General features: G+C 67.8%; 19 protein-coding genes. 16 read left to right on the top strand and 3 right to left on the bottom strand.

Annotated features, from left to right (window positions below):
- Positions 1-106 precede the first annotated feature (106 nt).
- Positions 107-706: a carboxymuconolactone decarboxylase family protein gene (locus tag AZG88_RS40310; protein ID WP_005244202.1), complete on the top strand. Its 600-nt coding sequence runs from the start codon at positions 107-109 to the stop codon at positions 704-706.
- On the opposite strand, the gene AZG88_RS40305 is transcribed toward AZG88_RS40310, so the two are convergent.
- On the bottom strand, positions 681-1601 hold the full coding sequence (locus AZG88_RS40305; protein ID WP_005244200.1) for a sigma-70 family RNA polymerase sigma factor: 921 nt from the start codon (positions 1599-1601) through the stop codon (positions 681-683). The two genes, AZG88_RS40310 and AZG88_RS40305, sit on opposite strands and share 26 nt — an antisense overlap.
- 279 nt (positions 1602-1880) lie before the next feature.
- Here AZG88_RS40305 and AZG88_RS40300 point away from each other — a divergent pair, with 279 nt between their 5' ends.
- The 8 genes from AZG88_RS40300 to AZG88_RS40265 are packed head-to-tail and all read left to right on the top strand — an operon-like array spanning position 1881 to position 9974.
- The gene (locus tag AZG88_RS40300) at positions 1881-2951 is read left to right on the top strand and encodes an ABC transporter substrate-binding protein (protein ID WP_061700909.1); all 1071 of its coding nucleotides are present in this window, start codon (positions 1881-1883) and stop codon (positions 2949-2951) included.
- Positions 2952-2989: 38 nt separating this feature from the next.
- Positions 2990-4078: an ABC transporter substrate-binding protein gene (locus AZG88_RS40295; RefSeq protein WP_082833605.1), complete on the top strand. Its 1089-nt coding sequence runs from the start codon at positions 2990-2992 to the stop codon at positions 4076-4078.
- The gene (locus AZG88_RS40290) at positions 4075-4911 is read left to right on the top strand and encodes an ABC transporter ATP-binding protein (protein WP_005244194.1); all 837 of its coding nucleotides are present in this window, start codon (positions 4075-4077) and stop codon (positions 4909-4911) included. The genes AZG88_RS40295 and AZG88_RS40290 overlap by 4 nt, the downstream gene beginning before the upstream one ends.
- On the top strand, positions 4904-5779 hold the full coding sequence (locus AZG88_RS40285; RefSeq protein WP_005244191.1) for an ABC transporter permease: 876 nt from the start codon (positions 4904-4906) through the stop codon (positions 5777-5779). Before AZG88_RS40290 ends, AZG88_RS40285 begins: the two co-directional genes overlap by 8 nt.
- Positions 5780-5804: 25 nt before the next feature.
- The gene (locus AZG88_RS40280) at positions 5805-7148 is read left to right on the top strand and encodes an LLM class flavin-dependent oxidoreductase (RefSeq protein WP_061700907.1); all 1344 of its coding nucleotides are present in this window, start codon (positions 5805-5807) and stop codon (positions 7146-7148) included.
- A complete protein-coding gene (locus AZG88_RS40275) occupies positions 7145-8371 on the top strand; it encodes an MFS transporter (protein ID WP_025431895.1) in 1227 nt (408 codons plus the stop codon). Before AZG88_RS40280 ends, AZG88_RS40275 begins: the two co-directional genes overlap by 4 nt.
- 13 nt (positions 8372-8384) lie before the next feature.
- Positions 8385-9374 carry an LLM class F420-dependent oxidoreductase gene (locus AZG88_RS40270; protein WP_005244187.1) on the top strand — a complete coding sequence of 330 codons (990 nt, stop codon included), beginning with the start codon at positions 8385-8387 and terminating at the stop codon, positions 9372-9374.
- A 36-nt stretch (positions 9375-9410) separates the two neighbouring features.
- Positions 9411-9974: a GNAT family N-acetyltransferase gene (locus AZG88_RS40265; protein WP_061700905.1), complete on the top strand. Its 564-nt coding sequence runs from the start codon at positions 9411-9413 to the stop codon at positions 9972-9974.
- Positions 9975-9981: 7 nt separating this feature from the next.
- On the opposite strand, the gene AZG88_RS40260 is transcribed toward AZG88_RS40265, so the two are convergent.
- Positions 9982-10650: a DUF3239 domain-containing protein gene (locus AZG88_RS40260; protein ID WP_061043524.1), complete on the bottom strand. Its 669-nt coding sequence runs from the start codon at positions 10648-10650 to the stop codon at positions 9982-9984.
- A gap of 39 nt (positions 10651-10689) precedes the next feature.
- Positions 10690-12369 carry a DNA repair helicase XPB gene (locus tag AZG88_RS40255; RefSeq protein ID WP_005244182.1) on the bottom strand — a complete coding sequence of 560 codons (1680 nt, stop codon included), beginning with the start codon at positions 12367-12369 and terminating at the stop codon, positions 10690-10692.
- A 174-nt stretch (positions 12370-12543) separates the two neighbouring features.
- Here AZG88_RS40255 and AZG88_RS40250 point away from each other — a divergent pair, with 174 nt between their 5' ends.
- The 7 genes from AZG88_RS40250 to AZG88_RS40220 all read left to right on the top strand — a co-directional run bounded on the left by AZG88_RS40250 (position 12544) and on the right by AZG88_RS40220 (position 22738).
- On the top strand, positions 12544-13320 hold the full coding sequence (locus AZG88_RS40250) for an LppU/SCO3897 family protein (protein WP_061700904.1): 777 nt from the start codon (positions 12544-12546) through the stop codon (positions 13318-13320).
- Positions 13321-13467: 147 nt separating this feature from the next.
- On the top strand, positions 13468-14679 hold the full coding sequence (locus tag AZG88_RS40245) for an ROK family transcriptional regulator (RefSeq protein WP_061043549.1): 1212 nt from the start codon (positions 13468-13470) through the stop codon (positions 14677-14679).
- A 292-nt stretch (positions 14680-14971) separates the two neighbouring features.
- Positions 14972-16039: an ABC transporter substrate-binding protein gene (locus tag AZG88_RS40240; protein ID WP_061700902.1), complete on the top strand. Its 1068-nt coding sequence runs from the start codon at positions 14972-14974 to the stop codon at positions 16037-16039.
- The gene (locus AZG88_RS40235; protein WP_005244174.1) at positions 16036-16899 is read left to right on the top strand and encodes an ABC transporter permease; all 864 of its coding nucleotides are present in this window, start codon (positions 16036-16038) and stop codon (positions 16897-16899) included. The genes AZG88_RS40240 and AZG88_RS40235 overlap by 4 nt, the downstream gene beginning before the upstream one ends.
- The gene (locus AZG88_RS40230; protein ID WP_061043521.1) at positions 16875-17609 is read left to right on the top strand and encodes an ABC transporter ATP-binding protein; all 735 of its coding nucleotides are present in this window, start codon (positions 16875-16877) and stop codon (positions 17607-17609) included. The genes AZG88_RS40235 and AZG88_RS40230 overlap by 25 nt, the downstream gene beginning before the upstream one ends.
- 12 nt (positions 17610-17621) lie before the next feature.
- Positions 17622-18983, top strand: a complete 1362-nt coding sequence (locus AZG88_RS40225) for an LLM class flavin-dependent oxidoreductase (protein ID WP_061700900.1) — start codon at positions 17622-17624, stop codon at positions 18981-18983.
- Positions 18980-22738 (top strand): ABC transporter ATP-binding protein, encoded by a 3759-nt coding sequence (locus AZG88_RS40220; protein WP_061700898.1) that lies wholly within the window; start codon positions 18980-18982, stop codon positions 22736-22738. Before AZG88_RS40225 ends, AZG88_RS40220 begins: the two co-directional genes overlap by 4 nt.
- Positions 22739-22754 lie beyond the last annotated feature (16 nt).

Raw genomic sequence — 22754 nt, 5'->3', positions numbered from 1 at the left:
CGGTGTGACGGCGAGGGTTGCACAGGGCCGCGTCACGTTCTGCAGGGCTGTCTCGTCTTCTCGGTAGACGGCGCGCGAAGGGCGCCCGGTGACGATGGAGGACGCAATGCCCCGCATTCCCGCAGTGGCCCCGGCGGACGCGAGCCCGCTGGTGAAGGTCGCCTACAAATATGCTGCCCACAAGTTCGACGAGGTGCCCGAGCCGTTCACCGTGCTCGCCCATCACCGCAAGCTGTTCGTCGCCTCGGCCCGGCACGAGCTGGCGGTGCAGAAGGCGTCGACCGTGCTTCCCGCGAACGTGCGGGAGATCGCCGTCTACCGCGTGGCGTGGACGATCGGCTGCTCGTGGTGCGTGGACTTCGGCACGATGCTGCAACGCCTCGACGGCCTCGACGTGGAGCGGCTCCAGCACATCGCCGATTACGCCGACTCGCCCGCGTACAGCGAGGACGAGCGCGCGGCCATCGCATACGCCGACGCGATGACGGCGACGCCTACCACGGTCACCGACGAACAGGTCGCAGACCTCGAGCGCCGGTTCGGCCGGGCCGGTGTCGTCGAACTGTCCTACCAGATCGGCATCGAGAACATGCGCGCCCGGATGTACTCGGCGCTGGGCATCACGGAGCAGGGTTTCGGCACCGATTCGTGCCGGGTGCCGTGGGCCGACGACGCCGCGGTCACGAAGGAGGGTCCGGGAGCCTGATCCCGCCGAACTTCTCCGGATTGGCGATGTCGTACGCCGCGTAGACGAGTCCGTCCCGGACGGTGAACCCACCCACTCGCGGCGGCGAGCTGCGGTGGGCCTCGTCGCCGGTGAGTGCGGAACTGAAGAAGCCCAGCTGGCCGTTGACCAGGACCGGCTGCATGACGGTGAACACCGCCGGCCCGTACCGCTCGATGAGACCGAGGAAGAAGCGGGCGAACTTGTCCGCGCCGCGGATGACGTTGACGGCGGTGCTCGTGGTGCCGTTGGCGTCGCCGATGACGAGAGCGTCCGGGTGCAGCGCCGCGACCACCGCGTCGAGGTCGCCGGCGGCGAGTGCCTCGAGCAGTCGCTGCACGGCGAGCGCATGCTCCTCGTCGGGAACGGCGGGTGTGGTTGCGGCAGCGGCCTTGCGGGCCCGCGACGCGAGCTGACGCGCCGCGGGCGTCTCGATTCCGAGAATCCCGGCTACCTCGTCGAACGGCACCCCGAAACCGTCGTGCAGCACGAACGCGACCCGTTGCGCAGGGGTGAGCGTGTCGAGCACGATCAGCGCGGCGAGGCGGTTGTCCTCGTCCCTGACGACCGCTTCCAGCGGGTCCGGCTCAGCTGACGGCGACAGTCCGGTGACGATGGGTTCCGGAAGCCATTGGCCGACATACTGTTCCCTCCGCACCGCGGCCGACCGCAACCGGTCGAGGCAGATCCGCCCGACCACCGTCGTGAGCCACGGCCGGAGGTCGCGGATGTTCGCGGCGTCCGCGTCGTCGAGTCGTAGCCACGACTCCTGCACGGCGTCCTCCGCGTCGCTGACGCTTCCCGTCAGCCGGTACGCTACGGAGAGCAGATGCGGCCGGTGGGACTCGAATTCGTCTACCAGCGTCGCAGTGGGCATGCCGATATCCTACGTGCGGTCCAGACATAAAATCCGTCGTGTGCGTAACCGTTGACCCTGGTGGTGGGTCCGGACGTATGGTGTGGCGACCACACCACGTCCAGGGAGTCTGCCATGTTCCAGTGTTTCGGCTGTCGTAGCTGACCTGGCTTTTTCGCACCCCTTTTTCTTCTGCACGTCCTGCTCACCCGTCCGGCGACCGCCGGGCGGGTTCGGGAGTGCGCTCGCACGACCCGCCGCTTCGTCGTGTGCGGGCATCACACACTAGGAAGACCTTCGATGATTCGTCCACGTTTCGCGCGGACTCTGGCCGCAGCGGCCGCCCTTCTCACGTTCACCAGCCTCGCTGTCGCGTGCTCCGGTTCCGAGACCACCACGACAGCCGACGGGAAGACGGTGTTGCGCTACGAGGGGACCACGGGGCAGGTCTCGTTCCCGGAACTCGCGGCCGACCTGGGCTACTACCAGAAGGTCGAACTGAACTGGATCGGCGACACCACCAGTGGGCCGCAGAGCATCCAGAATGCGGCCACGGGGCAGACCGACTTCGGTGGCGCGTTCAACGGTGCGGTGTTGAAGCTGGCCGCGGCCGATTCGCCGATCACGTCCGTCATCGGCTACTACGGCTCCGACAAGGAGACGTTCAACGGGTACTACGTGCTCGACGGAAGCCCGATCACGTCGGCACGTGACCTGATCGGCAAGAAGGTCGGCATGAACACGCTCGGCGCGCACCACGAGTTCCTCGTGCGTGAGTGGCTGGCGCGGGAGGGCCTGACCCCCGACGAGATCAAGCAGGTCGAGTTGACCGTCGTTCCGCCGGTGAACACCGAACAGGCGTTGCGGCAGGGTCAGATCGACGTCGGCACGCTCGGAAGCGTGTTCCGCGACAAGGCGGTCGAACGCGGCGGCATCCGCCCGCTGTTCACCGACGAATCCATCTTCGGTTCCTTCACCTACGGTTCGCTGCTGTTCCGCGACGACTTCATCGCGAAGAACAAGGACGCCGTCGCGGACTTCGTGCAGGGCACGGCACGCGCGATCCGCTGGACCCAGACGACTCCGCGCGACGACGTGATCGCGAAGTACAAGGACATCATCACCAAGCGCGGCCGCAACGAGACCACCGACCTCGTCGACTACTGGAAGTCGCCGGGTGTGGCGGGTCCCGGTGGCGTGATCACCGACAAGGAGATTCAGACCTGGATCGACTGGCTGGTCCGCAACGGGGAACTCGAGGACGGCAAGCTCACACCCGCCGACGTCTACACCAACGAGTACAACCCGTACGCCAACGGCACGTACCCCGCCGACAGCGGCCCCGACGGACAAGCGCTGGCCGCCAAGTGAACTCCACCCCAGATCCCCACGAGAAGAAAGTGACGTCGATGTCCCACTCCCGGTTCCGGCGCGGCGCCGTGCGCGCCCTCGCGGCAACCGCAGCACTGTTCACGTTGGCCTCGGGAGTGGCGGGGTGCGCCGGCTCGTCGGAGACCGCCACCACAGAGGACGGGAAGTCGGTCCTGCGCTACCAGGGGTGGGCCGGGGACGTGGGATTCCACGAACTCGCCGAGGACCTGGGGTATTACGACAAGATCAAGCTCGAATGGGTCGGCGACACCACCAGCGGCCCGCAGGACATCCAGTCGGCGGCCACCGGTGACATCGAGTTCGGCTCGGCGTTCAACGGAGCCGTCGTCAAACTCAATGCCGCGGGGGCACCGATCACGTCGGTGCTGAGTTCCTACGGTGCGGATGCCGGCGAGTACACGGGATACTTCGTGCTGGACGGCAGCCCCATTCGCTCGGCGCGCGACCTGATCGGTAAGAAGGTCGGGATGAACACGCTCGGTGCGCACCACGAGTTCCTGGTCCGGGAGTGGCTGGCCCAGCAGGGGTTGACCCAGGACGAGATCAAGCAGGTGGAGCTGACCGTCGTCCCGCCGGTGAACAACGAAGCGGCCCTGCGCGAAGGTCAGATCGACGTGGCCGCCATCAACGGGATCTTCCGCGAAACAGCCCAGGAGCGTGGGGGTATCCGGCCGCTGTTCACGGACCGGGATCTGTTCGGCGCATTCAGCTACGGAACCTACGTGGTGCGCGACGACTTCCTGGCGAAGAACAAGGACGCCGTTGCGGACTTCGTGCAGGGCACGGCCCGGGCCATCCGATGGACCCAGGTGACTCCGCCTGAGGAGGTCGTCGCACGGTTCAAGAGCATCATCGACAAGCGTGGCCGCAACGAGAGCGACGAGGCCATCGACTACTGGCGCAGCTCCGGGATTCCCGTCGCTGGGGCCGTGATCCAGGAGAAGGAGCTGCAGACCTGGATCGACTGGCTCGTCCGCAACGGTGAGCTCGACGAGGGCAAGTTGACCGCAACCGACCTCTACACCAACGAATTCAACCCGTACGCCAACGGCACGTTCCAGCCCGAGAGCGGGCCCGACGGAGAAGTACTGGAAGGACAGAAATGAGCACCACCGCCTCGAACCCCGATCGGGTTCAGACGCCCAAGCTCCGCCTCGAGCACGTCACCAAACAGTTCGACGTGCGAGGGTCCAAGGACAAGTTCACCGCGATCGAGGACATCGACATCGATCTCGCGGACGGTGAATTCCTCGTCCTCGTCGGGCCGAGTGGTTGCGGGAAGTCCACGCTGCTCGACCTGCTCGGCGGACTCAGCACCCCCACGTCGGGCCGGATCCTGCTCGACGGGCAGCCGGTGACCGGGCCGGGTCTCGACCGCGGAATCGTCTTCCAGCAGTACGCACTCCTGCCGTGGCGGACGGCCCGGCACAACATCGAGTTCGGGCTCGAGGCCAAGGGACTGCCCAAGAAGGAACGGCGCGAACTCGCCGAGCACTACCTCGAACTCGTCGGCCTGAAGGGCTTCGGCGACCGGTACCCGCACGAGCTGTCGGGCGGCATGAAGCAGCGCGTCGCGATCGCCCGCAGCCTCGCGTTCGATCCCGAGGTGCTGCTGATGGACGAGCCGTTCGCGGCGCTCGACGCGCAGACCCGTGAGTCGCTGCAGGACGAATTGCTACGCATCTGGAAGGCCACCGGCAAGACCATCCTGTTCATCACGCACGGCATCGACGAGGCCATCTACCTCGGGCAGCGGGTCGCCGTCCTGACGTCGCGGCCCGGCCGGGTGAAGACGTTCGTCGACATCGACATCGACCGCAGCGGTGAGGACGTCCGGTCCAACGAGCAGTTCCGGCACTACCGCCACCGCATCTGGACGCTGCTGCACGGCGAAGTGGAGCGTGCACAGGTAATCGAGAAGGAGGAAGCACATGTCTAGCGCACTCGCGTCACCGGAGGCTCCCGTCGCAATCGATCGACCCGGGACCTCGGCTCCGTCGCCCGCTTCCACCCCGCCGCAGCCGGGTGCCGTCCAGCGTGCCGGTGCGGCACTGCGTCCGATCGTCTGGCGGATCCTCAAGCCGTCCGTCGCGATCGTCGCCTTCCTGGCACTGTGGGAGATCGCTCCGCGGGTCGGTCTCGTCGACGAGGTGTTCCTTCCCCCGTTCACCACGGTGGTAGAGGCATTCTTCGATCTGGTCAAGAGCGGTGAGCTGTGGCAGCACGTCTCCGCCAGCCTCTCCCGCGCCCTGATCGGATTCTTCGTGGCGGTCGTGATCGCGATCCCGCTGGGCATCGCGATCGCCTGGTACCGCCCGGTGTCGGACTTCCTGAACCCGATCCTGGAGCTGTTCCGCAACACGGCGGCGCTGGCGTTGCTCCCCGTGTTCATCCTGATCCTCGGCATCGGTGAGGAGTCCAAGATCGCCCTGGTGATCTACGCGTGCACCTTCCCGATCCTGCTGAACACGATCTCCGGTGTGCGCACCGTCGACCCGTTGCTGATCAAGTCGGCGTCCTCGCTGGGACTGTCGCCCGTGCGCCTGTTCCAGAAGGTCGTGCTGCCCGCCGCCGTTCCCACCATCTTCACCGGAATCCGCATGGCGGCGGCGTCGTCGATCCTCGTGCTGATCGCCGCCGAGATGGTCGGGGCCAAGGCAGGCCTCGGCTACCTGATCACCGCCTCCCAGTTCAACTTCCAGATCCCCAACATGTATGCGGGCATCGTCGCCATCTCGGTTCTCGGGCTGACGCTCAACGCCGTTCTCGTACTGATCGAACGCAGGCTGTCCCGCTGGCGGGTCTAGTCACTTACCGGAAAAGAAACTCCACATGTCACAGGATTCCCAGTTCCACCTCAACGCCTTTCTCATGGGTGTGGGACATCACGAGGCGGCGTGGCGCCATCCCCGCACCGAGGCGCACCGCGTTCTGGACGTCGCACACTTCCAGGAACTCGGCCGGATCGCGGAGCGGGGCAAGCTCGATTCCGTGTTCTTCGCGGACGGTCTCGCCGTCGGACCGCGGATCAAGCACAACACGCAGGCGATCTTCGAGCCCGTCACGTTGCTGTCGGCGATCGCCGTCGCCACCGAACACGTGGGACTGATCGCCACGGCCTCCACGAGCTACTCCGACCCGTACAACCTGGCACGCAAGTTCACGTCGCTCGACCACATCAGCGGCGGCCGGGCGGGGTGGAACATCGTGACCTCGGCCGGTGCGGACGAGGCGGCGAACTTCGGCGTCGACGGCATCCCCGCGCACAGCGGACGGTACGAGCGCGCAGAGGAATTCGTCGACGTCACGCTCGCCCTGTGGGACAGCTGGGAGGACGGCGCGGTGGTGCTCGACCCGGAGACCGGCGTGTTCGCCGACCCCGGCAAGGTCCACACCATCGACCACGACGGACCGCGGTTCCGGGTCAAGGGGCCGCTCAACTCGCCGAGGTCCGCCCAGGGACGGCCGCTGCTGGTGCAGGCCGGCTCCTCCGAGAGCGGCAAGGAGTTCGCCGCGCGGTACGCCGAGGCCGTCTTCACCGCACAGCGCACCCTGGAGCAGGGTCAGGAGTTCTACCGCGACCTCAAGGCGCGTGTCGTCAAGCACGGCCGGAATGCCGGCGAACTGAAGGTGCTCCCCGGCATCGTTCCGTTCGTCGCGGACACCGAGGAGGAGTCGAAGGCGCTCGAGCAGTCGTTCACCGACCTGATCTCGCCCGAGTACTCGCTGCGGCAGCTGTCCACGATGCTCGGTGTCGACCTCACGAAGCATTCCCTCGACGCCCCGCTTCCGCCGCTTCCGCCGCTGGACGAGATCCAGGGCAACAAGAGCCGCTACCAGCTGGTGAAGGATCTCGCGGCGGACGGTTCGCTCACCGTCCGGCAGCTGATCGGGCTGCTCGGTGGCGGACGCGGGCACCGCACGTTCGCCGGAACGCCCGAACAGGTGGCCGACGAGCTGCAGACGTGGTTCGAGCAGGGCGCGGCCGACGGTTTCAACATCATGCCGCCCTACCTGCCCGGCGGACTGGACGACTTCGTCGACCGTGTCGTCCCGATCCTGCAGCAGCGCGGACTGTTCCGTACGGAGTACACGGCGACCACCCTCCGCGGTCACTACGGTCTCACGGACGTCGGTAACCGGTTCGCGGGCGCGGTCGACGAAGCGAGCGCATGAGCGGCGAGACCGGTCTGAAACCTCTCGTCACCACCGTCTTCGTCCCTGCTGCGATCTTCGGCATCGGCCAGGGGGCCGCCGCCCCGGTCATGGCACTGACGGCCCGCGAACTGGGTGCGTCCGTGGCCGTGTCCGGGCTGATCGTCGCGGTCGTCGGGCTCGGCGCAGTCCTGGGAGACCTGCCCGCAGGCCGGATCGTCGCCAGGTTCGGGGAGCGGCGGTCCATCATCGGCGGCAGTACCGTCGGCGCCGCCGGAGTGCTGGTCTGCCTGCTCGCGCAGACACCCTGGATGCTGGGTGTGGGCGCACTGCTGACCGGGCTCGCCAACGCCGTGTGGGGGCTGGCCCGCCAAAGCTACCTGGCCGACGCCGTGCCGATCGGGCTGCGCGCCCGGGCGATGTCGTCGTTCGCGGCGATGTGGCGGCTCGGCTTCTTCGTGGGACCGCTGCTCGGCGCCGCCGTGATCCTGGTGGTCGGCGCCCGGGGCGGATTCATGGTGCAGTTCGTCGGCGTCGTGCTGTCCGGGTGGCTGATGTCGAGGGTCCCCGACCCGCCGAGGCGCCACGCAGGCACCGCCGGTACCCACGCGACGCTGCCGTCGATTCTGCGCCGGCACCGGAAGTTACTGGCCACGCTCGGCGCCGGGTCGCTCCTGATGGGTGCGGCCCGCGCCTCGCGGGAGGCGGTGCTACCGCTGTGGGCTGCCCATCTCGGACTCGATGCCGCCCAGGTCAGCCTCGTCTTCGGGGTCGGAGCGGCCGTCGATCTGCTGTGCTCGTATCCGGCCGGACACTTCATGGACCGGTACGGTCGCCGGTTCATCGCGGTGCCGTCGCTTCTGGTGATCGGGGTGTCCTACCTGGCGTTGCCGTTCTCGCACGACCTCCTGTCGATCGGGGCCGTCGCCGTCGTGATGGGAATCGGCAACGGGCTCGGCAACGGCGTCATCATGACGCTCGGCGCCGACATCGCCCCACCGGCGACGCGCGCCGAATTCCTCGCGGCCTGGCGGCTCACCCACGACACCGGCATGTTCGCCGGACCCTTCGGGGTCGGCGCGCTCGCCGCGGTGGTGCCGCTCGGGGCCGCCGTCGCCGCGATCGGGGGAGCGGCGCTGGTCGGCGCCGGACTCCTGTTCCGGTTCATCCCGGTCTATTCTCCGTGGCCACCGCCGCCCGCGTCGGAGCCCGATTCCTCACCGCTCGAAAAACAGGAAGCATAGGTACATTCGTTTCATGCGCTTCGGATTGTTCGTTCCTCAAGGTTGGCGTCTGGATCTCGTCGGAATCGATCCCGCGGATCAGTGGTCGGTGATGCGCGACTTCGCGTTGCGCGCCGATCAGGGTTCGTCCTGGGATTCACTGTGGGTCTACGACCACTTCCATACTGTCCCGGCACCGACGGAGGAGGCCACGCACGAGGCGTGGACCCTCATGTCCGCGTTCGCGGCGGTCACCTCGCGGGTGCGTCTCGGCCAGATGTGTACGGCGATGAGCTACCGCAACCCCGCCTATCTCGCGAAGGTCGCCGCCACCACCGACCTCATCTCGGGCGGACGCGTCGAGATGGGCATCGGCGGCGGCTGGTACGAGCACGAGTGGCAGGCGTACGGATACGGATTCCCCTCCGCCGGTGTGCGTCTCGGCCGCCTCGACGAGGGCGTGCAGATCATGCGACAGGCCTGGATCAACGGCACCGCAACCCTCGAAGGCAAGCACTATCAGGTCGACGGGGCCATCGTCCGCCCACTTCCGTTGCAGGAAGGCGGCATTCCACTGTGGATCGCCGGCGGCGGCGAGAAGGTGACGTTGAAGATCGCGGCAAAGTACGCGCAGTACACCAACTTCGACGGCACACTCGAGGGCTTCGCGCAGAAATCCGAGATCCTGCGGAAGCACTGCGACAGCGTCGGCACCGACTTCGACGCCATCACCCGCTCGGCCAACTACAACGTCGCGATCGGCACCACCGAGGCGGAGGTCGAGCAGCGGTTGCTCACCCTCAAGGACCGGCTCACGCCGCACGTCGGCGCCGAGGCCGCCGAGGGTGCGCTGGGAGCCTTCCGCGGAATGCCCGGTGTGGGAACGCCGGAGCAGATCGTCGAGAAACTGTCGGCGCTGAAGGAGCAGGGCCTGTCCTACGGCATCTTCTACTTCCCCGAAGCCGCGTACGACACCTCGGGCATCGAACTGTTCGAGAAGGAGGTCCTGCCCGCGCTGCGTTGACGGGCAGACCGCGTCACCGGGCATAGAGTGGCGGGCATGTTCGTCGTCACCCTCGCCGCCGGCAACGTGTGGCTGAGCCCGCCGGTCGTCACCGACATCGACGAGATCTGCGCGGCGTGCAGCGACGCGTCGATCGCCGACTGGACGACGATGCCCGCGCCGTATGCCCGCTCGGACGCCGAGCAGTTCGTGCGGCAGACGGTGCCATCCGGGTGGGCCGATCGCAGTCCCACCTGGGCGCTGCGCGAACGCGAGGACGGTCCCGTGCTGGGGATGATCGGACTGATGGCGCGGGACATTACGGCGGCGGAGATCGGATACTGGCTGTCGCCGGCGGCACGGTCGCGGGGTCTCATGACGACCGCGGTGAACCTGGTGTGCGATTTCGCGTTTCGGCCGGACGGCATGGGACTCGAACGCATCGAATGGCGCGCGTTCGTCGGCAACCTCGACTCGGCGGCGGTCGCCCGCCGGGTCGGCTTCCGGTTCGAGGGCGTCCAGCGCGCCGGGCTCGTGCAGCGCGGCGTCCGCCGAGATTCGTGGGTGGCCGCGCTGCTCGCCGGCGACCCGCGGCAACCGGCCGAAGACTGGCCCGACTAGTGGCCGATCAGCGCAGGCCCTCCGGAAGGTCGTGCTCGGACACCGCGACTCGCTGGTCGGGGCTGGTCCGGATCTGCTCGGACTCGGGGATCCGGCTCAGCAGGAAATCCCACTCGACCTGATCGATGGCATCCTCCGCGCGGGCACGCACGGCCGCGTCGCGGGTGCCCCACGCGATCGGCATCGGGCTGACCATCTCCCACGTGCCGGCGTCACTGTGGGTGCTGCGGTCGTTCAGCAGGGCGACGGACGGCACCCTGTCACCCACCCTCTGCTTCTGACCGGTCCGGATCGGAACGTTGCGGGTCACGAGGGCGTACGACGCCCGGCCCGCGGAGGGCTTCGCGACGTCGATCAGCGACAGCAGGGTGACCGCACGGGGATGGACCTCCGAGACGACGGCAGGCACCAGCGGGCTCTTCGCGTACAACTCCTCGATGCTGCCGACCTTCTTCGGCACCCAGAACGCCACCCACACGGACGTCAGTGCGGCGATCGCCACGACGACACCGAGGATGATCGACCAGGGGTGGGCGAGCAGGATCAGACCGACAGCGGCGGCCGCGAACAACAGCGCCACCACGATCGCCGACACCTGCAGGCGTCGCATGTCGGCGAACGTCTGGTTGACAGACTTCGCGTAGGGCCGGTCGACGGTGAACTCGAAATGTCGCACGGCCCCCAGCTTAGAGCCCCCGGTCCGGTGGCCCGGCGGTTACCCGATGGCCGGGCCCAGCAGGTCGTCGGCGTCGGTGATCCGGTACGCGTACCCCTGCTCGGCGAGGAAGCGCTGCCGGTGGGCGGCGTACTCGGCGTCGAGCGTGTCGCGGGCCACCACCGAGTAGAAGTGGGCCTGGCCGCCGTCGTGCTTGGGTCGCAGCAGGCGGCCCAGCCGCTGAGCCTCCTCCTGGCGGGAACCGAACGTACCCGAAACCTGGACGGCGACAGATGCTTCCGGCAGGTCGATCGAGAAGTTCGCGACCTTGCTGACGACCAGCGTCTGGATCTCGCCCGCCCGGAAACGGTCGAACAGTTCCTCCCGCTCCTTGTTCTTGGTCGACCCCTTGATGACCGGTGCGTTCAACGCCTCACCCAGTTCGTCGAGCTGGTCGAGGTACGCGCCGATGATCAACGTCGGTGCGTCGGTGTGCCGTTCCAGGATCGACTTCACCACCGCGATCTTGGTGTGCGCGGTGGAACACAGCTTGTACCGTTCGTCGGGTTCGGCGACGGCGTAGGACATCCGTTCGGCGTCCGTCAGCGTCACCCGCACCTCGACGCAGTCGGCGGGCGCGATCCACCCCTGCGCCTCGATGTCCTTCCACGGCGCGTCGTACCGCTTGGGTCCGATCAGCGAGAACACGTCGCCCTCGCGGCCGTCCTCGCGCACCAGGGTGGCGGTGAGGCCGAGGCGTCGACGGGACTGCAGGTCGGCGGTCATGCGGAAGACCGGGGCGGGCAGGAGGTGCACCTCGTCGTAGATCACGAGACCCCAGTCGCGGGAATCGAACAGTTCCAGATGCTTGTATTCGCCCTTGGTGCGCCGGGTGATCACCTGGTACGTGGCGATCGTGACCGGCCGGATCTCCTTGCGCTCGCCCGAGTACTCGCCGATCTCCTCCTCGGTGAGCGACGTGCGCGCGATCAGCTCACGCTTCCACTGCCGTCCCGCGACCGTATTCGTCACCAGGATCAACGTGGTGGCCTTCGCCTTGGCCATCGCCGCCGCACCGACCATCGTCTTACCCGCACCACAGGGCAGGACCACGACGCCGGACCCGCCCGCCCAGAACGAGTCGGCGGCCATCTCCTGATAGTCACGCAGGTGCCACTGGCCGTCCGCGGACCCGGGGGACGTGCCGTCGAAGTCCAGGTCGATGGCGTGCGCCTCGCCGTCGACGTACCCGGCGAGGTCCTCCGCCGGCCAGCCGACCTTGAGCAGCAACTGCTTGAGACGGCCGCGCTCGCTCGGGTGGACCACGACGGTGTCGTCGTCGACGCGGGCACCGAGCATCGGGGCGATCTTCTTGTGCCGGGTCACCTCGGTGAGGACCGCGCGGTCCAGGCTGACCAGCGTCAGACCGTGGGCCGGGTTCTTCACCAGCTGCAGCCGCCCGTACCGGGCCATCGTGTCGACGATGTCGACCAGCAGAGGCTGGGGCACCGCGTACCGGGAGAAGTTGACCAGCGCATCGACCACCTGCTCGGCGTCGTGTCCGGCGGCGCGCGCGTTCCACAGGGCCAGCGGGGTGATCCGGTAGGTGTGGACGTGCTCGGGCGCGCGCTCGAGTTCCGCGAACGGCGCGATCGCCTGGCGGGCGTCGTTCGCGCGTTCGTGATCGACCTCCAACAGCAGGGTCTTGTCGGATTGGACGATCAACGGTCCGTCGGTCACGGAAGCCTCCTCGAAAATGCGGTGCCGGATGTAGCCAGCCTGTCCATTGTCCTGATCTGAGCGACACCGCGCCACGTCGCGGCTTTCGACGCGGCCCGATACCTGCACATCCGCGGCGGTCGGGGCCTAAATTGAGGTGCAGCCGGATGGATCGACCCAGAGACGAGGCTCGCGATGACACAGCCCCCCGACGACCCCAACCGTCCCGATCCGAACGTCCCCGGCGAACCGCCGAACAACCCGCAGCAACCGTACCCGCAGGGTGGGCCGCAGCAGCCCTACCAGCAGGGGCAGTACCCGCAGCAGCCGTACCCGCAGGGGCAGTACGCCCAGCAACCCGGTCAGTATCCGCCCGGCCGGTACGGGCAGCAGCCCGGTCAGTACCCGCCCGGTCAGTACCCGCCCGGTCAGTATCCGCCACCGCCGAAGAAATCGAGGAAGGGGTTGTTCATCACTCTCGGTGTCGTCGCCGTCGTGATCCTCGCCGCCATCGCCGCGTTCGGGGTGTTCGCCGTGAAGAGCGCCGACAAGAACGCCCTCGACGTCGGCGACTGCCTGTTCTTCGAGTCCGCGTCGACGACCGCGGCCGACACCTCACACGAGAAGCGGGACTGCTCCGACAGCGAGGCCACGTACGAGGTGGCGCAGAAGAACGACGGCGACGTCCAGTGCTCGGAGGACTACTTCTCCTACACCCTCGTGAGCGAGGACGAGGGTGTGCAGACCACGCTCTGCCTCGTTCCGAACATGATCGAGGGGTCCTGCTACCTGCTCGAGGACGACGGCCGGATCGTGCCGTCCGACTGCACCGACACGCAGACCGTCAAGGTCGTCAGACGCGCGGACGGCGAGAACGACGAAACCCTGTGCAACGAGTTCGACACCGCATTCCCCATCGCGTTCTCCGAACCCGAGCGCACGTACTGCATCGAGGTCAATCTGGGCGGCTAGCCCCCGTGAGTACTTATTAACCGCCCGGCGTTGACAAGTACTCACAGGGAGTTAAATTCACGGGAATCGAGTCCGTTGAACTGCACGTTCCCCTTCGTTAGCGTTCGAGATCAACCAAGATCACTGCGCGCGGGGAAGGTGGGAACGATGGCGCGAACCCAGCCCGACACCCGGCGTGGTGCCGGCCGTTCCGGCGCCAGCGCGGGCACGGTGCTGCGCACCGTCCTCGACCGCGGGCCGATCGCGCGCAGCACGATCGCACGGGTCACCGGGCTCTCACCCGCGACGGTGACCACCGCCAGTGCGCAGCTCGTCGAACGCGGTCTGCTGCGGGAACTGCCGGAGATCTCGGGTCCCACCGGTCTGGGACGGCCACACGTCCCGGTGGACCTCGACGACAGCCGTTTCGTCGTCTACGGCATCCATCTGGCGATGACCCACGTGACCACAGCGTTGCTCGACCTGCGCGGGCAGGTGCTGGCGCGATCCCGTGATCCGCACTTCGGGCTGGGACCGGCCGAGATCCTGCGGAACGCCGTGACGACCCTCGAGGCGCTGGCCGCCCGACACGGCGACGTATCCGTCCCGATCGGCGTCGGTTTCGCGGCCGGCGGCTGGATCGACTCGGAATCGGGTGTGGTGCGTGAGCATCCGATCCCGGGATGGAACGGGTACCCGGTCCGGGCGGATCTCGAGCACCGCACGGGTCTGGACGTCCGGATGGATTCGCACGCGCGCGCCCTCATCGACGCGGAGGTGCTGTTCGGGGAACCGCGGGCGCGGGACAGCGTAGTGCAGCTCTTCGTCGGGAACGTGGTGGACGCCGCATTCGCCACGGGAGGCGTGGTCCACCACGGCCCTCGCGCGGCGGCAGGCGCGGTGGCGCACGTGCCCGTCGAGAACAGTGTCGAGGAGTGCACCTGCGGGCGTACCGGATGCGTGCAGGCCACCCTGTCGGATCGGGTGCTGGTGCGCCGGGCGATGCAGCTCGGCATCATCGAGCAGCCGATCTTCGGCGACCTTCTCGACGCGGGTCGACGTCGGCAGCCGGCGGCACTGGCGCTGTTCGAGGAACGGGCGCACGGCGTGGGGGTGGTCGCGGCGCGTCTGCTCGACCTGTTCAATCCGGAGGTCCTGATCGTCTGCGACCAAGGCGTGAGCCGGATTCCGGGTACCCTCGACACGGTTCGGCGAGCAGTCGGGGAGTCGTCGGCGACGTGTGACGACCCCTCGCGGTCCGTGTTGTCCACCAGTTTTCCCGGGCGGGCACTGCCGGTATCCGCCGGCTCCGTGATCCTCGCGGAGCTCTACCGGGCACCTCTCACCAGTTTCGTGCGGCCGCTGGCCGGCATATCGTGACATGTATCACAGGGCCGGAGTTAATTCGGTGGGAAGTAATGTTGACGTCGATTGCACTGGATCGCAAGGATATTGGTGTGAACACCACCATGGCGGACAGCGTGCGTACATCCTCGTGTCGCTCCGAGTCCTGTTGTCGCCGCACGCGACCGGGTCGCATCTGACGCCTCCGCGCTGACCTCGGCGGACGCTCGAAACACCTTTCCGTTCTTCCTTTCTCGCTCCACTGTGGCACTCGACCGACCGCGTCCGGTGTGCCCGACCGGAGATCACATCCTTCGAAGGATCAATCATGTCCAGTTCACTCGTGTCTTCCGCCGGGTATCGGCGCCTCACACGCGCCGCCTTCGCCGGCGTCGTGGCGCTCGGGCTCGCGTCCTGCTCCTCCGGTTCCTCCGGCGGGCTGGCTCTCGATGACGCTGTGCCCGATCAGGTTCCGGACGGAACCTCGCTCAGCGTGTCGATCAAGACCACCCGACTTCAGCTCGAGGCGACCGACCAGCTCGCGGACCTCCCGTTCACCGTGTCGGACTGGCCGGACGTCAGTGCCGGTCCCGACGTGATCCAGGCCTTCCGGGGCAACGCGGTCGATCTGGCCACCAACGCCGCGATCCCGCCGATCCAGGCGCACGCCACCGGGCTCGACGCGAAGATCGTCGCGGTCCGGGAGAAGGAACAGCCGCAGTACCTGCTGGCCACCGCGCCCGGCTCGGACATCACGGAACTGCCGGACCTGCGAGGCAAGAAGATCGCGTTCTCACCCGGGCAGGCTCAGGGTGTGGTGATCCTGCGAACGCTGAAGGCGCAGGGTCTGACCACGAAGGACGTCCAGCTCGTCGAGCTCCCCAGCCCGCAGTTCCTCACCGCGCTGCAGTCGAAGCAGGTGGACATCGCGCCGCTGTCGGAGCCGACGGTGACGAAGTACCTGAACCAGTACGGGCCGGACGGAGCCAAGGCGTTGGCCACCGACGCCGTGGACGCGCTCACCGTGCTCTGGGCACCGGTGGAGGTCCTCCAGGACCCGGCCAAGGCCGCGGCGATCAAGGCGTTCATTCCGTTCTGGGCCCGCGGGGAGGTCTGGGCGTGGGAGAACCAGGACGCCTGGATCCAGAAGTACTACGTCGAGAGCGAACAGGTATCGGCCGAGGACGGCAAGCGCATCGTCGCCTCCGTCGGGCAGCGTCCGGTCTACCCGGCCAACTGGGACGCCGCCGTCGAGTGGACGCAGGACACCGTCCAATTGCTCTCCGATGCAGGCTACTTCAGTGAGTTCGATGCCGACGAGTTGTTCGACCGCCGATTCGAGACGATCGCCGCCGACGCTGTTCCGGCCGAGTACCGGGGCGGTGTGCAGCGATGACCAGTATTCTCTCCGCGCCCGCAGCTGCACCGGCACGCACTGCCGCCCCCGAGGTCGACAGGCTCGGCGTCGCCGATCGGCAGATCCGCCGACTCGGGTTGCGAAAGGCGTTCCCGTTCTCCCGGCTGGCCGGTGTCCTGCTGCTCCTCGCGGTGTGGGCGGTGGGAAGCCTGACCGGCTTCATCGACGCACGAAAGCTGTCCGCACCGTGGACCGTGGTCACCACGGCCGTCGACCTGATCTCCACCGGCATCCTGCAGGAGCATGTCCTCGCGTCGTTGAGCCGTGCCGCCATCGGTTTCGCGTTCGGCGTGGTGATCGGGACGGCCCTGGCCGTCGCCGCCGGTCTGACGCGTTCCGGTGACGCCCTGATCGACGGGCCGATCCAGCTCAAACGCGCCATCCCGACGCTCGGCCTGATCCCGCTGCTGATCCTCTGGCTCGGTATCGGCGAGACGTTCAAGATCGTGATCATCGCGCTCGGTGTCGTCGTCCACATGTACATCCAGACCCACAACTCGTTGACGTCGATCGACAACCGCTACGTCGAACTCGCCGAGGTCCTCGGGCTGTCCCGGGCCACGTTCATCCGCAAGGTCGTACTGCCGGGTGCGATGCCGGGATTCTTTCTGGGACTGCGCCTCTCGGTGACCGGCGCCTGGCTCACCCTCATCGTCGTCGAGGGAATCAACGCGGTGACCGGTTTGGGAAAGATGATGTACAACGCGCAGAACTACGGACAGTCCGACGTGATTCTCGTGGGGCTCGCGGTCTACGGCATCTTCGGTCTCCTGTCCGACTCCGTCCTCCGTTACGTCGAAAGGCGGTCGCTGTCATGGCGCAAGACACTCGCCGGCTAGAACCCGCCGCCGTGCAGGTGCGGTCCCTCGTCCGCGGATTCGGCGACAAGACCGTCCTCGACCGCCTGGACCTCGACATTCCCGAAGGGCAGTTCGTGGCCCTGCTCGGAAAGAGCGGGTCCGGCAAGAGCACGCTGCTCCGTGCGCTCGCCGGCCTCGACTACGACGTCGAGGGCCGTGGCGGAACCCTCACCGTGCCCGAGGAGGTGTCGGTGGCGTTCCAGGACTCACGGCTGCTGCCGTGGCTGAGGGTGCTGGACAACGTGACGCTCGGGCTGGGCCGCACCGGCACGAGCAAGGGAGCAGCGGCGCTCGCGGAAGTCGGGCTCGCGGGCCGGGAGAAGGCGTGGCCCAGCGAATTGTCCGGCGGTGAACAGCAGCGGGTGGCGCTGGCCCGAGCGCTGGTCCGCGAGCCCCAACTGTTCCTGGCCGACGAGCCCTTCGGCGCCCTCGACGCGCTGACCCGGATCAAGATGCACGCTCTCCTGCAGGAGTTGATCCGTCGCCACCGCCCGACCGTCCTGCTCGTCACCCACGACGTCGACGAGGCGATCGCGCTCGCCGACCGGGTGCTCGTTCTCGACCGCGGGCAGATCGTCGTCGACGAGATCATCGACATTCCGAAGCCGAGAGTGCTCGGCGACAGCAAGTTCCACGAGTTTCGCAACACGCTGCTCGGCGCCCTCGGCGTCGAGGTAGCGGCACAGTAAGGGAGTTACACCATGAGTTCGTCACCACAGCGCCGGCTGCATCTCAACGCATTCCTGATGGCGATCGGACACCACGAGGCCGCCTGGCGCCTGCCCGAGAGCGATCCGAACGCCAATCTCGATATCAAGCACTACATCTCGTTGGCGCAGACCGCCGAACGCGGAAAATTCGACTCGGTGTTCCTCGCCGACAGCCCGGTGCTGTTCAGCAATCCGGAACGCAGGCCGAGCGGCAAGCTGGAGCCGACGATCATCCTCACGGCGATCTCGGCGGCCACCGAGAAGATCGGTCTGATCGCGACCGCGTCGACCAGCTACAACGAGCCGTACAACCTGGCGCGGCGGTTCGCGTCCCTCGACTTCGTCAGCGGCGGACGAGCCGGCTGGAACATCGTCACGACGGCAGGCGCCGATGCGGCGCAGAACTTCGGTCTCGACGACACCCCCGCACACCGGAGCCGGTACGAGCGGGCCGCGGAGTTCGTGGAGGTGTCCACCAAGCTGTGGGACAGCTGGGAGGACGACGCCATCGTCGCGGACAAGGAGGTCGCGATCCATGCGGACTCCGCCAAGGTGCACGTCATCGAACACGAGGGCCGGTTCTTCAAGGTGCGGGGACCACTCAACGTGCCGCGGTCGCCGCAGGGATACCCGCTGCTCGTGCAGGCGGGGTCGTCCGAGGACGGAAAGGATTTCGCCGCCCGGTATTCGGAGGCCATCTTCACTGCCCAGCCCACCCTGGACGAGGGGAAGGCGTTCTACGCGGACGTCAAGGACCGTGTCGCGAAAGTGGGCCGGGACCCGGAGGAAGTGCTGATCCTGCCCGGCATCGTGCCGGTCATCGGGGACACCGAAGAGGAGGCCCGCGAACTCGAGGCCGAACTGGAGCGGTTGATCTCGCCGGAATATGCCCGCAAGCAACTGGCGCAGCGGTTCAATCTCGAACCGGAGCAGCTCCCGCTGGACGAGGAACTGCCCGAGGACTTGCCGTCCGAGGACGAGATCGAGGGTGCGAAGAGCCGGTACACGCTGATCGTGGACCTCGCCCGCCGCGAGAAGCTCACCGTCCGGCAGCTGATCGGGCGACTCGGTGGTGGTCGCGGTCACCGTACGTTCGCGGGCACCCCGCTCCAGGTGGCCGACACGATCGAGCACTGGTTCCGGAACGGCGCCGCCGACGGTTTCAACATCATGCCCGCGGTCCTTCCGTCCGGGTTGGAGAAGTTCGTCGACTCCGTGGTCCCGATTCTGCAGGAACGCGGACTCTTCCGCACCGACTACACCGAGACCACACTGCGCGGGCACTACGGTTTGCCACGGCCCGCCAATCAATTTGCGGTCGAGAAGGATTCCACGCTGGTGTCTGCGCAGTGACGACGGGAGCTTCGGGGGAGAACACGGGCTGGCTGCGGTACCTGTTCGGGTACTGTCTGCGCCAGCGCCGCAATCTCGTTCTCGCGTACGGGGCGGCGGCCATGGCGGCCGCGGCCACCGCCACCATTCCGCTGGCCGTCCGGCACGTGATCGACAACGCCGCGATCGACACGAATCATGCACTGGCGCCGTGGATCGCGGTGCTCATCGCCCTCGCATCGATCCGTTTCGCCGCCGCGTACACGCGACGGTACCGCTCCGGGCAGCTGTCCCTCGGAGTGCAGTACGACCTGCGGGGCGACGCCTTCCGGTCACTGCTGCGGCTCGACGGCGTCAAGCAGGACGGACTGCAGACCGGGCAGGTGGTCAGCCGATCGATCTCGGACATCACGCTGATCCAGATGCTTCTGCAGTTACTGCCGCACATGGCGGGGAACCTGCTCATGTTCACGATCTCCCTGGCCGTGATGGCCGTGCTGTCGCCGATCCTCACCCTGGTCGCCCTCGCTGTTCTGCCTGCGCTGTGGTTCATCTCCATGCGAAGCCGCGTCGACCTGTTCCCCGCCAACTGGCATGCCCAGGAACAGGCAGCCGTCGTGGCCGGGGGAGTGGAAGGCGCCGTCACGGGAGTTCGCGTCGTCAAGGGATTCGGTCAGGAAGACCGCGAACTCGAAGACCTCGAGAAGCGGGCAGGAGACCTGTTCCGTTCCCGGCTGCGCGTTGCACGGCTGACCAGCCGGTACAACCCTGCACTGCAGGCGGTCCCGATGCTCGGCCAGGCACTGGTCCTGGCACTCGGCGGATGGCTGGCGCTGCACGGCACGCTGTCGCTCGGCACGTTCGTCGCCTTCACCACGTACCTGGCGTCGTTCGCCTCACCCGTGCGTCAACTCGCCACGCTGCTGACCGTGAGCCAACAGGGCCGGGCAAGCGTCGAGCGCGTCCGCGAAGTGATCGACAACGCCCCGGCCGTCACGACCCCACCCGACGCCGTGGACTTGCCGGGTGGGCCGCTCGAGGTGGTGTTCGACGACGTGGCCTTCGGATACGACCCGTCGAATCGCCTGCTCGACGGACTGTCGCTGCGGATCGCACCCGGGGAAACGGTGGCGGTGGTCGGCGCCGCCGGGTCGGGGAAATCGACTCTGGCCATGCTCGTTCCGCGGTTGTACGACGCCGACGCGGGTGCGGTCACCGTCGGGGGGATCGACACCCGCCGGCTGTCGCTCGAGTCACTGCGCTCCGCGCTCGGCGTCGTCTTCGAAGACAGCTACCTGATGTCCGAGACCATCCGCGCCAACGTGTCCTACGGCCGGCCGGATGCCGACGAGGCACTGGTGCGTGAGGCTCTCCGAGTGGTACAGGCGGAGGAATTCGTCGACGCACTGCCGGACGGCCTCGACACCGTCGTGGGGGAGCAGGGGGTGACGTTGTCGGGTGGCCAGCGGCAGCGGATCGCGCTCGCCCGGGCATTAGTGACCGATCCGCGGATCCTGGTGCTCGACGACGCGACATCGGCGGTCGACGCCCGTGTCGAGGCCGCCATCCACCACGAACTGTGCGTCGCGACCAGCGAACGGACCACGCTGATCATTGCGCATCGCCGGTCGACCCTCGCGTTGGCCGACCGCATCGCGGTGCTGGCGCACGGGCGCATCGTCGATGTGGGCACGAGCGCCGAACTCGACGAGCGGTGCCCGCTGTTCCGCGCGCTGCTGTCGAGCGCGGACGACGTGACCGCTCCGGACCCGTCACCCGGGCCGCCGGACGTCGACGGTGTCACCGCCGAACTGTGGCGCCGGGAGGACGGCGACGAGGCATCCGGGGTGTTCGACGCCAGAGCCGCAGCGGCTTTCGCGACCGCAGCCGCGGGCGCCAGTGGACCGTCACGCGGAGGCGCGTCGGGCGGAATCCTCTCGTCGGCGCCGCCCAGCCCCGAAGTCATGGCTCGGCTCGACGACCTGCCGCCACTCACCGGAGACCCGGACGTTGCCGCGGACGAGGCTCGGGCCGCCGACCCGGCGTTCGGGCTCGGCTCGCTGTTGCGGCCGCTCCTCCTGCCGCTGGTCGGGGGCTTGGCGCTCGTCGGGCTCGACGCCGTCGCGCAGATCGCGGTGCCGGTCCTCGTCCGTACCGGGGTGGATCGGGGAGTGCTGCAGGGCGCCCGCGACCTGCTGCTGCTCGCGGCAGCCGCGACCATTCTGGTGGTGCTGCTGGACTGGGCCGTCAACATCGCCCAGGCGCGGGTGACCGGGCGTACGGGCGAACGGCTGCTGTACACGTTGCGGGTCAAGACGTTCGCGCAGCTGCAGCGGCTCGGGTTGCAGTACTACGAGCGAGAACTGGCCGGCCGGATCATGACACGCATGACCACCGATGTCGACAGCCTGTCCAACTTCCTGCAGACGGGTCTGGCCACGGCGGTGGTGAGCGGGCTGACGATCTCCGGTGTGCTGGTGGCACTCCTGGTGATCGACGCGGAACTGGCCCTCGTGCTGGTCCTCGTGGTGCCCGTCCTCGTCGCGGCCACCGTGGTGTTCCGCCGAAAGTCCGTGCCCGCCTATGCGGAGGCCCGCGACCGCGTCGGGATCGTCAACGCCTACCTGCAGGAGAACGTGACGAATATCCGCGTCACCCAGGCATTTCGGCGCGAGAACTACAACGCGGCCCAGTTCGCCCGGCGGGCCTGGGACTTCCGGGAGTCGCGGCTACGGGCCCAGCGGTACATGGCACTGTACTTTCCGTTCGTCGAGTTCCTGTCCGTGGTGGCGACCGGACTGGTGCTCGCGGCCGGGACGGCGCGGATCCACGGCGGGACCCTCACCGTCGGCACACTGATTGCCTTCGTGCTCTACGTCGAACTGTTCTTCGCTCCCGTGCAACAGCTTTCGCAGGTGTTCGACGGCTACCAGCAGGCGGTGATCGGACTCGGCCGACTGCGGGGTCTGATGAGGACGCCGACCACCACGCCGCAGGCGGGCGATCCGGTCGTCCTCGACCGCCTCCAGGGCGGCATCGTGTTCGACGACGTCCACTTCGCGTACGAATCCGGCAAGGGGGAGGCGCTGCGAGGGGTGACGCTTTCCATCGAACCGGGCGAGACTGTCGCCCTCGTCGGCCAGACCGGCGCGGGCAAGTCGACGGTGCTCAAGTTGCTCGCCCGGTTCTACGACCCCACAGAGGGCGCGGTGCGGGTCGACGGCATCGACACCCGGTCACTGGACCTCGCGTCGTTCCGGCAGCGACTCGGTGTCGTTCCGCAGGAGCCGCACCTGTTCGGCGCCACCGTCCGCGACGCCGTCGCCTACGGGCGCCCGGACGCGACAGACGCGGAGGTGGAGGCCGCCAGCCGAGCGGTCGGGGCCCACGAGATGGTGTCCGGGCTCGCCCTCGGCTACCTGCAGCCGATCGGGGAGCACGGGCGCAACCTGTCGGCGGGGCAACGCCAGTTGCTGGCTCTCGCCCGCGCCGAATTGGTGGACCCCGACATCCTGCTGCTGGACGAGGCCACCGCATCACTGGACCTGGCCACGGAGGACCGCGTCCGGCTCGCGACCGAGAACCTGTCCCGGTGGCGCACCACCGTCGTCGTGGCGCACCGGTTGAGCACCGCGGCGCGAGCCGACCGGGTGGTGGTCCTCGATGGCGGACGGGTAGCGGAAGTCGGAACACACGCCGAGCTGCTCGACCGGGGTGGCGTCTACCGGGAACTCTGGGACGCCTATGCGGCTTCGCCGCCCGTGAGTACTTATTAACCGCGGGACGTTAACA

Source organism: Rhodococcus sp. LB1 (genome assembly GCF_001583455.1).
GTDB classification, from domain to species: domain Bacteria; phylum Actinomycetota; class Actinomycetes; order Mycobacteriales; family Mycobacteriaceae; genus Rhodococcus_F; species Rhodococcus_F opacus.
The sequence above is the reverse complement of the archived record's forward strand: the minus strand, read 5'-3'. Positions and strand labels throughout refer to the sequence as shown.

What these genes read in the sequence shown, in the direction of transcription:
- AZG88_RS40225 (WP_061700900.1), top strand. Translation starts at nt 17,622, where the DNA reads ATGAGTTCGTCACCACAGCGCCGGCTGCATCTCAACGCATTCCTGATG.
- AZG88_RS40245 (WP_061043549.1), top strand. Translation starts at nt 13,468, where the DNA reads ATGGCGCGAACCCAGCCCGACACCCGGCGTGGTGCCGGCCGTTCCGGC.
- AZG88_RS40235 (WP_005244174.1), top strand. Translation starts at nt 16,036, where the DNA reads ATGACCAGTATTCTCTCCGCGCCCGCAGCTGCACCGGCACGCACTGCC.
- AZG88_RS40230 (WP_061043521.1), top strand. Translation starts at nt 16,875, where the DNA reads ATGGCGCAAGACACTCGCCGGCTAGAACCCGCCGCCGTGCAGGTGCGG.
- AZG88_RS40250 (WP_061700904.1), top strand. Translation starts at nt 12,544, where the DNA reads ATGACACAGCCCCCCGACGACCCCAACCGTCCCGATCCGAACGTCCCC.
- AZG88_RS40305 (WP_005244200.1), bottom strand. Translation starts at nt 1,601, where the DNA reads ATGCCCACTGCGACGCTGGTAGACGAATTCGAGTCCCACCGGCCGCAT.
- AZG88_RS40275 (WP_025431895.1), top strand. Translation starts at nt 7,145, where the DNA reads ATGAGCGGCGAGACCGGTCTGAAACCTCTCGTCACCACCGTCTTCGTC.
- AZG88_RS40290 (WP_005244194.1), top strand. Translation starts at nt 4,075, where the DNA reads ATGAGCACCACCGCCTCGAACCCCGATCGGGTTCAGACGCCCAAGCTC.
- AZG88_RS40310 (WP_005244202.1), top strand. Translation starts at nt 107, where the DNA reads ATGCCCCGCATTCCCGCAGTGGCCCCGGCGGACGCGAGCCCGCTGGTG.
- AZG88_RS40265 (WP_061700905.1), top strand. Translation starts at nt 9,411, where the DNA reads ATGTTCGTCGTCACCCTCGCCGCCGGCAACGTGTGGCTGAGCCCGCCG.
- AZG88_RS40300 (WP_061700909.1), top strand. Translation starts at nt 1,881, where the DNA reads ATGATTCGTCCACGTTTCGCGCGGACTCTGGCCGCAGCGGCCGCCCTT.
- AZG88_RS40280 (WP_061700907.1), top strand. Translation starts at nt 5,805, where the DNA reads ATGTCACAGGATTCCCAGTTCCACCTCAACGCCTTTCTCATGGGTGTG.
- AZG88_RS40270 (WP_005244187.1), top strand. Translation starts at nt 8,385, where the DNA reads ATGCGCTTCGGATTGTTCGTTCCTCAAGGTTGGCGTCTGGATCTCGTC.
- AZG88_RS40285 (WP_005244191.1), top strand. Translation starts at nt 4,904, where the DNA reads ATGTCTAGCGCACTCGCGTCACCGGAGGCTCCCGTCGCAATCGATCGA.
- AZG88_RS40240 (WP_061700902.1), top strand. Translation starts at nt 14,972, where the DNA reads ATGTCCAGTTCACTCGTGTCTTCCGCCGGGTATCGGCGCCTCACACGC.
- AZG88_RS40295 (WP_082833605.1), top strand. Translation starts at nt 2,990, where the DNA reads ATGTCCCACTCCCGGTTCCGGCGCGGCGCCGTGCGCGCCCTCGCGGCA.